Origin of the sequence: Mycobacterium sp. (assembly GCF_032162105.1) — a bacterium.
Lineage (GTDB): Bacteria > Actinomycetota > Actinomycetes > Mycobacteriales > Mycobacteriaceae > Mycobacterium.
Genome location: NZ_JAVRPS010000644.1, coordinates 1 through 7,645, shown reverse-complemented (window position 1 = coordinate 7,645; position 7,645 = coordinate 1). Strand labels below are relative to the sequence as shown.

Sequence of the window (7,645 nt, the reverse complement as noted above, 5' to 3'; positions counted from 1 at the left end):
CCGATCACGCACACCTGGGCCACCGAGGGATGTTCGGCGACAACGTCTTCCACCTCGCGCGGGAACACGTTGAAACCGCCGGTGACGATCATGTCCTTGGTGCGGTCGACGATGTACCAGAAGCCGTCCTCGTCCTCGCGGGCCAGGTCGCCGGTGTGCATCCAGCCGTCGCGAAACGTCTCCGCGGTGGCCTCCGGCAGGTTCCAGTAGCCGCCGCACAACAGCGGGCCGGACACGCAGATCTCCCCGACCTCGCCCTGGGCGACGGGGTTGCCGTCCTCGCCGAGCAGGGCGGTGCGGGCGAACAGCGTTGGCCGTCCGCAGGAGGTCAGCCGCTTCTCGTCATGGTCGCCCTTGGCCAGGTAGGTGATCACCATCGGCGCCTCGGACTGCCCGTAGTACTGCGCGAAGATCGGGCCGAACCGGTCGATGGCTTCGCGCAGGCGCACCGGGTTCATGGCCGAGGCGCCGTAGTACACGGTCTCCAACGAGGACAGGTCGCGGGTGTGCGAATCGGGGTGATCCATCAACGCGTAGATCATCGACGGCACCAGCATGGTCGCGGAGATCTTCTGCTCCTCGATCACGCGCAGCACCTCGGCTGGGTCGAACTTCGTCAGCACGATGAGCTCGCCGCCCTTCACGATGACCGGCGTGAAGAACGCTGCGCCCGCGTGCGACAGCGGCGTGCACATCAGGAACCGCGGATTGTCCGGCCACTCCCACTCAGCGAGCTGAACGGTCGTCATGGTGGTGATCGACTGCGTCGTGCCCATGACGCCCTTGGGCCTACCGGTGGTGCCGCCGGTGTACGTCATCCCGCCGATGTGATCCGGAGGAAGGTCCGCGGCCACCAGCGGCTTGGGCTCGTACTTCGCGGCCTCGGCCGTGAGGTCGACGGCCGCGTGCCCGGCCAATGCCTCGGGCACGGGGCCGATGGTCAGGATCTGCTTGAGCGAGGGCACCTTCTCGAGCAGGCCCAAGGCCCGTTCGACGAACATCGGATTCGGATCGATGATCAACGACGTCACCTCGGCGTCGGAGAGCACGAAGGCGTGGTCGTCGAGCGAGCCGAGAGGGTGTAGCGCCGTGCGCCGGAAGCCCCGCGTCTGGCTGGCACCGATGATCATCAGCACCTCGGGTCGATTCAGCGACAGCAGGCCCGAGATGCTCCCGGTGCCTGCGCCGAGCGCCTCGAACGCCTGAATGTACTGGCTGATGCGTTCGGCCAACTGCCCGCCGGTCAGTGTGGTCTCGCCGAGGAACAGCACCGGCTTGTCCTTGTGGCGCCTCAGCGCCTCGGCGGTGATGTGTCCCGAGTGGATCGGATGGCGCAGCAGGTCGTCACTCATGGCAACCAGACTAGAACGTGTTACAGAAACCGTTCATCGGTACCGCCGTAATCGCCGCGCCGGCGCGGTCCTACTCGCCCTCGGGCAAATACCCGTCGCGAAGTCGGGTAGTCCGCTACTCGCGACCCCTGCCTGACGCGGGAATAGCTTTCAGACGACCGTGAGCGCTGGCTTGCGGCGAAAAATCCACTGGCACTTGCCTGTTCGCCGGTGCATCTGAAGGAGATCGACATCATGACTCGAAGTAGCGCAAGACAGTGGGTGCTTGTCCTGCTGTCGGTCGCAGCATTCGGGGCCCTCGGCGTGATCGCCGCGGTGCCCCCGGCGGCGGCTGCCCCACCCTTGCCCTACGGGCCGGACACCTGTATCCAGGGCTTCGTCTGGCGCGAGGCGCGGTCGGGCGACACGGTGTGCGTCACCCCGGACGTCCGCAGCCAAACCGCTGCACAGAACGCCGCGGCGGCGCAGAACAAGGAGCCCAACGGGGGCCCGTACGGACCGAACACCTGCAAGCAGGGCTTCGTCTGGCGGGATGCCTTCGGCGGCGATCAGGTGTGCGTGGTGCCCGGCGTCCGCGACCAGGCCGCCGCGGACAACGCCGCGGCCGCGTCACGCAGGCAGGCCAGTCAGCCGGAGCCAGCACCGCCGCCTCCTCCGCCACCGCCACCCCCGCCGCCCGCGCCAAAACAGGGTCCGGCTGTGTCGTGGGATCCGCGGATCGGTGGTCTGACGGCGCACATCACCGACCGCAGTGGGGTCGCTTCGCAGTGCGTCTACGACTCCGACGGCTATCACCGCAGCTTCTTCCTGGCGGCGAAGGCGACCTACGACCTGGTGATCGTCCCGGCGATTCCGAAGTTCTCGAACTGGGACGTCAACATCACCTGTGACAACGGGACGAGTACCCAGACCTCGACGTTCTTCTGAGCCCCAGCAGCAGCGCAGTCCCCGGCGATGGGTTACACCGCCGGGGACTGCGTCGCGTCGGCACTACTTCCAGACGCCGTCCTTCTTCCACTGAAGTTCCTTCTGGATCCACTCGTTGTCCTGATCGAACTCCTCGGTCTCGGACACGCGGCGCACCTCGAGCCTGGCGCCGGTGCCCAGCGGGCACTTGAGCGCCCACTGCTTGGCCTCGTCGATCGACGACACGTCGAGGATCCAGAAGCCGTTGAACAGCTCCTTGGCCTCGGTGTAGGGGCCGTCGGTCACGGCGGGCGGATCGGAATCGAAGTTGACCGCGAAGCCCTCTTCCGGACCGGCCAGACCCTCGCCTGCGAGCAGCACGCCCGCCTTGATGAGCTCCTCGTTGTAGCGGCCCATCGACTCGATGATCTGGTCGAAGTCGATGTTCTGCTCCGCCATCGCCACTTCGGCCGCCGGGGTGGACCGCAGGATCAGCATGTAACGCGCCATTGTTCTGTCTCCTTCTGGTTGGTGGACGGGGCCGGTCCATTCTTGTTCAAGTGCCCCTCGTTACTCACGTCGAACGGCAACCCCCGAAATCGACACGCGCCACGAAAGTTTTCTGAAGAATCCTTTCCGTGACTTCGCCTGGATGCGTTCATGCCTGCTGAGCTGGTCTTCTTCGGGACGGTGCTGACCGTGGACGATGACCGTCCCACCGCCGAAGCGCTCGCGGTGGCCGACGGGCGGATCGTCGCGGTCGGTGACTGCGCCGACGTCGCCGGGTGGATCGGACCCGGCACCGAGACCATCGAACTCGGCAACGGCTGCGTCATGCCTGGCCTCGTCGAGGCGCACGGGCATCCGATGATGGAGGCCATCGTGCTGTCCGATCGCATGGTCGACATCCGGCCCGTCACGATGCGCGACCCCGACCAGATCGTCGAGGCGATCCGCAACGAGGTGACCAAGCGGGGGGCCGACGGCGCCTACCTCAACGGCTGGGATCCGCTGCTGCAATCCGGCGTGCCGGAGCCGACATTGGCATGGCTCAACGGCGAGGCACCCGATACCCCGCTGGTGATCGTCCACAATTCCGGGCACAAGGCCTACTTCAATTCCGCGGCGGCGCAGCGGGCCGGCGTGACCCGCGACACCCCGGACCCCAAGGGCGCGAAGTACGGCCGCGACGACAACGGCGACCTCGACGGCACCGCCGAAGAGACCGGCGCGGTGTTCAGCGTGCTGGGCGGTGCGATCAAGCCGAGCGACTATCCCGCGATGCTGCACGCCGAACTCGGCAGGCTCAATCGCGTCGGCCTCACCACGTGTTCGGAGATGGCGTTCGAACCGGCCTTCCGGCCCGTCCTCGAGCAGATGCGCGGCGACCTCACCGTGCGCCTGCGCGTCTACGAGGTCTCCAACGCCGAGATGACCACCGACATGACGCCGGTCAACGGCGATGACCTGTTCCGCCAGGTCGGCATCAAGATCTGGGTCGACGGGTCGCCGTGGATCGGCAACATCGACCTGTCCTTTCCCTATCTGGACACCGACGCGACCCGCACCATCGGCGTGCCCCCTGGGTCGTGCTGACACGCCAACTACACGCCCGAACAGCTCGTAGAGATCGTGCACGCCTACTTCCCTCGGGGCTGGCCGCTGTCGTGCCACGTGATGGGCGACGCCGGCGTCGACACCATCCTCGACATCTACGAAGAGGCCCTGCGGCGCTGGCCCCGCGACGACCACCGGCTTCGGCTCGAGCACGTCGGCGCGATCCGGGACGAGCAGCTGCAGCGCGCCCACGACCTCGGCGTCACCTGCAGCCTGTTCGTCGACCAGATCCACTACTGGGGCGACATCATCGTCGACGGTCTGTTCGGGCCCGAACGCGGAAGCCGTTGGATGCCATGCGGTTCCGCACTCGCCACCGGCATGCGCATCTCGCTGCACAACGACCCGCCCGTCACGCCGGAGGAGCCGCTGCGCAACATCAGTGTCGCCGCCACCCGCATCGCGCCAAGCGGCCGGGTGATCGGCCCGCAGGAGCGGATCACGGTCGAGCAGGCCATCCGGGCGCAGACCATCGACGCGGCCTGGCAGCTGTTCGCCGACGATGTGATCGGCTCGCTGGAGGTCGGCAAGTACGCCGACCTGGTGGTGCTGTCGGCCGACCCGCGGGCCGTCCCACCGGAGGACATCGCCGACCTCGTGGTCCGCACGACCTACCTTGCGGGTCGCCGCGTTATGCCGATTCCGATTGACGGTCGGCGTTGACGTGGCACGCTCGATTCATGTCTGAGCTGCCTGAGCCCCGCTTCCTCGACGAACGTTTGGCGCACTGGGCGAAAGCCAAGCCGGATGCCGAAGCCGTCACCTATCTGGACCGGAGCTGGACGTGGTCGCAGTGGAACGACCGCGTCCGGCGTCTGGCCGGAGCGCTGACCGAGCGAGGTGTCAAACGCGGTGACGTCGTCGCGTTCCTGGACAAGAACCACCCGGCCTGCGTGGAGTTGACGGTCGCGGCCGCGTCGATCGGCGCGGCCAACGCCATCATCAACTTTCGCCTTGCGGCCGACGAGATGGACTACGTGCTCAACGACTCGGGCGCCAAGCTCCTTGTCGTCGGGGCGGAGCTGAAGCCGGGCGTCGAGGCGCTGCGCGACAAGCTGCCGCACGTCGAGCAAGTCATCGAGGTCACGCCGGAGGGCGGCGACGGCGACGAGTACGAGGCGATGCTCGCGGCGGCTACGCCCGCCGACCGCTCGCCCGACGTCGACCCCGGCGACGTCTGCATCATCATGTACTCCTCGGGCACCACCGGAAGGCCCAAGGGCGTGGCGTTGACGCAGTCCAACATCATCGCGCACACCGTCAACGGGTTCGACAATTGGGAACTCGACGAGGGGGACAAGAACCTGGTGGCGATGCCGATGTTCCACGTCGCCGGTTCGTCGTATGCCCAGTTCGGTCTGCACAGCGGGAGCGCCAGCATCATTACGCGCGACGTCGACGGGATGTCGTTGGCGGGCGGAATCCTCAAGGGCGCCAACCGGACCTTCCTGGTACCTGCCGTGCTGGCCAAGGTGCTGGAGTCCGGCGACGATGCGGTGAAGTTGTTCAGTGCGCTCAAGACCTACGCGTACGGCGCATCGCCGATGCCGATGCCGCTGCTGCGGGCGGCACTGAAGGCGTGGCCGAACACAGACTTCATTCAGGCGTACGGACTGACCGAGGTGTGCGGCGTGGTCAGCCGGTTGATGCCCGAGGACCATCGCAGTGAGAACGAGGAGCGCATGACCAGCGCGGGCAAAGTGGTGCCCGGCTCGGAGGTTCGGGTGGTCAATCCCGACACGCTTGAGGACGTACCCGCGGGCGAGCAAGGCGAATTGTGGTTCCGGACAAAGCAATTGATGAAGGGCTATCACAACAAGCCGGAGGCGACTGCCGAGGCGATCACCGAGGACGGCTGGTTCCGCAGCGGCGACATCGGCCGCGTCGACGACGGCGGCTACATCTTCGTCGAGGACCGGCTCAAGGACATGATCATCTCCGGCGGCGAGAACATCTACTCCATCGAGGTGGAGCGGGTGCTGGCCGAGCATCCCGCGGTCGCCGAGGTCGCCGTCATCGGCGTGCCCGACGAGAAGTGGGGTGAAGCGGTGAAAGCCATTGTGGCGCTTGACGGCGAGGCTACGGAGGCGGAGATCATCGCGTTCGCCCGCGAGCAGCTGGCTGCCTACAAGTGCCCCAAGACCGTCGACGTCGTGGACGCCTTGCCGCGCAACCCCACCGGCAAGATCCTGAAGAAGGATCTCCGCAAGCCGCACTGGGAGGGTAGCGGCCGCGCGGTCTAGCCTTGGTCCGTGACCCCGTCAGTCGAGGATCTTCTCGAGCGTTTGCACGTCGTCGCGTTGCCGATGCGAGTTCGGTTCCGCGGCATCGACGTTCGCGAGATGGCGCTCATCGAAGGACCGCTGGGCTGGGGTGAGTTCGGCGCCTTTCTCGAGTACGGGCCAGCCGAGGCCGCCCAGTGGTTGGCTTCGGCGGTCGAGGCCGCCTACGAGACGTCTCCCGTTCCGGTGCGGACGCGCGTCCCGATCAACGCCACGGTGCCCGCGGTCGACGCGGTGCGGGTGCCCGAGGTGCTGGCCCGGTTCCCCGGCGCGCGGACGGCCAAGGTGAAGGTGGCCGAGCCCGGCCAGACGCTGGCCGACGACGTCGCGAGGGTCAACGCCGTGCGCGCGCTGGTGCCGACGGTCCGCGTGGACGCCAACGGCGGCTGGACCGTGCCGGAAGCGGTTGCGGCCGCTCTAGCTCTGACCGCCGACGGCCCGCTGGAGTACCTGGAACAACCCTGCGCGACGGTCCCCGAGCTGGCCGAGGTGCGCCGCCTCGTCGACGTGCCGGTGGCCGCCGACGAGAGCATCCGCAAGGCCGACGACCCGCTGCACGTGGTGCGCTCGAAGGCCGCCGACGTGGCGGTGCTGAAAGTCGCGCCGCTGGGCGGGGTCGCGCGCCTGCTGGACATCGCGGGCCAGATCGACATCCCGATCGTGGTGTCGAGCGCGCTGGACTCCGCTGTCGGCATGTCGCGCGGCCTGTTGGCCGCCGCGTGCCTGCCCGACCTGCGTCATGCCTGCGGGTTGGGCACCGGCGGACTGTTCGTCGAGGACGTCACCGACCCGTCGCCGCCGGTGGACGGTTACCTGCCGGTCGGGCCCGTCGTGCCCGATCCCGCTCGGCTGGCCGCGCTGGCCGCCACGCCGCCGCGACGGCAATGGTGGATCGAGCGCGTGACGGCCTGCTACCCGCTGCTTTTCGAGTAGCCCGCTACTCTAGGCGCCCACCCGCAGCGTCGAAAGACTGAGCCGCAACGACGAAAGGGCTCAGACATGGCTGGCTTCCGAGTGGGCATCATGGATCCGATCATCGCCGCGCGTCCGGCGGCCGACGCGTTCACCAGGGCGAGTTACCTGAGTGCGGTCGCGGGTCGCGTCGATTCGTTCTGGGTGCCCGACCACCTCAACGCGCTATTCCCGCGCTCGCTGTGGCAACCGAAGTACTGCGGCGGCGCACGGATCCTGCCGTCGGCGGATGCCTACCTGGAACCGTGGACCATGCTCGGCCACATCGCAGCGCGCAACCGGGTTGGCCGCCTGCGTCTGGGCGTCGGTGTGACCGACACCGGTCGGCGCAACCCGGCCGTCACGGCTCAGGCCGCGGCGACCCTGCACCTGCTGACCCGCGGGCGCGCCATTCTGGGCATCGGCACCGGAGAGCGCGAGGGCAACGAACCCTACGGAGTCGACTGGTCCAAGCCCGTCGCGCGCTTCGAGGAGGCGATGGCCACCATCCGTGCCCTGTGGGACTCCAACGGCGAA

At 67.7% G+C, this 7,645-nt stretch carries 6 protein-coding genes and 1 pseudogene; 5 read left to right on the top strand and 2 right to left on the bottom strand.

The genetic code is table 11. From position 1 onward, the window contains the following. Positions 1 to 1,352 (bottom strand): fatty-acid--CoA ligase FadD8 (gene fadD8, locus QOC69_RS32455; protein ID WP_526446600.1); only part of this gene is annotated, 1,352 nt, incomplete at its 3' end. Between the two features lie 234 nt (positions 1,353 to 1,586). Between fadD8 and QOC69_RS32450 the strand changes: the two genes are divergently transcribed. Continuing rightward, a complete protein-coding gene (locus QOC69_RS32450; protein ID WP_526446599.1) occupies positions 1,587 to 2,279 on the top strand; it encodes a DUF4189 domain-containing protein in 693 nt (230 codons plus the stop codon). Between the two features lie 63 nt (positions 2,280 to 2,342). Here the strand turns inward: QOC69_RS32450 and QOC69_RS32445 are convergent, their stop codons facing one another. Continuing rightward, positions 2,343 to 2,768: a YciI family protein gene (locus QOC69_RS32445; RefSeq protein WP_526446598.1), complete on the bottom strand. Its 426-nt coding sequence runs from the start codon at positions 2,766 to 2,768 to the stop codon at positions 2,343 to 2,345. Between the two features lie 150 nt (positions 2,769 to 2,918). Between QOC69_RS32445 and QOC69_RS32440 the strand changes: the two are divergent. The 4 genes and pseudogenes from QOC69_RS32440 to QOC69_RS32425 all read left to right on the top strand — a co-directional run. Beyond that, positions 2,919 to 4,538 (top strand): annotated as a pseudogene (locus tag QOC69_RS32440) (amidohydrolase). Between the two features lie 17 nt (positions 4,539 to 4,555). Next, complete coding sequence (locus QOC69_RS32435) at positions 4,556 to 6,118, top strand: long-chain-fatty-acid--CoA ligase (protein WP_526446597.1); 1,563 nt, start codon at positions 4,556 to 4,558, stop codon at positions 6,116 to 6,118. A gap of 9 nt (positions 6,119 to 6,127) precedes the next feature. After that, positions 6,128 to 7,090 (top strand): o-succinylbenzoate synthase, encoded by a 963-nt coding sequence (locus QOC69_RS32430; RefSeq protein WP_526446596.1) that lies wholly within the window; start codon positions 6,128 to 6,130, stop codon positions 7,088 to 7,090. 66 nt (positions 7,091 to 7,156) lie between these two features. After that, positions 7,157 to 7,645 (top strand): LLM class flavin-dependent oxidoreductase (locus QOC69_RS32425; protein WP_526446595.1); only part of this gene is annotated, 489 nt, incomplete at its 3' end.

Coding starts and splice junctions, on each gene's coding strand:
- QOC69_RS32450 (WP_526446599.1), top strand. CDS start 1,587: ATGACTCGAAGTAGCGCAAGACAGTGGGTGCTTGTCCTGCTGTCGGTC.
- QOC69_RS32445 (WP_526446598.1), bottom strand. CDS start 2,768: ATGGCGCGTTACATGCTGATCCTGCGGTCCACCCCGGCGGCCGAAGTG.
- QOC69_RS32435 (WP_526446597.1), top strand. CDS start 4,556: ATGTCTGAGCTGCCTGAGCCCCGCTTCCTCGACGAACGTTTGGCGCAC.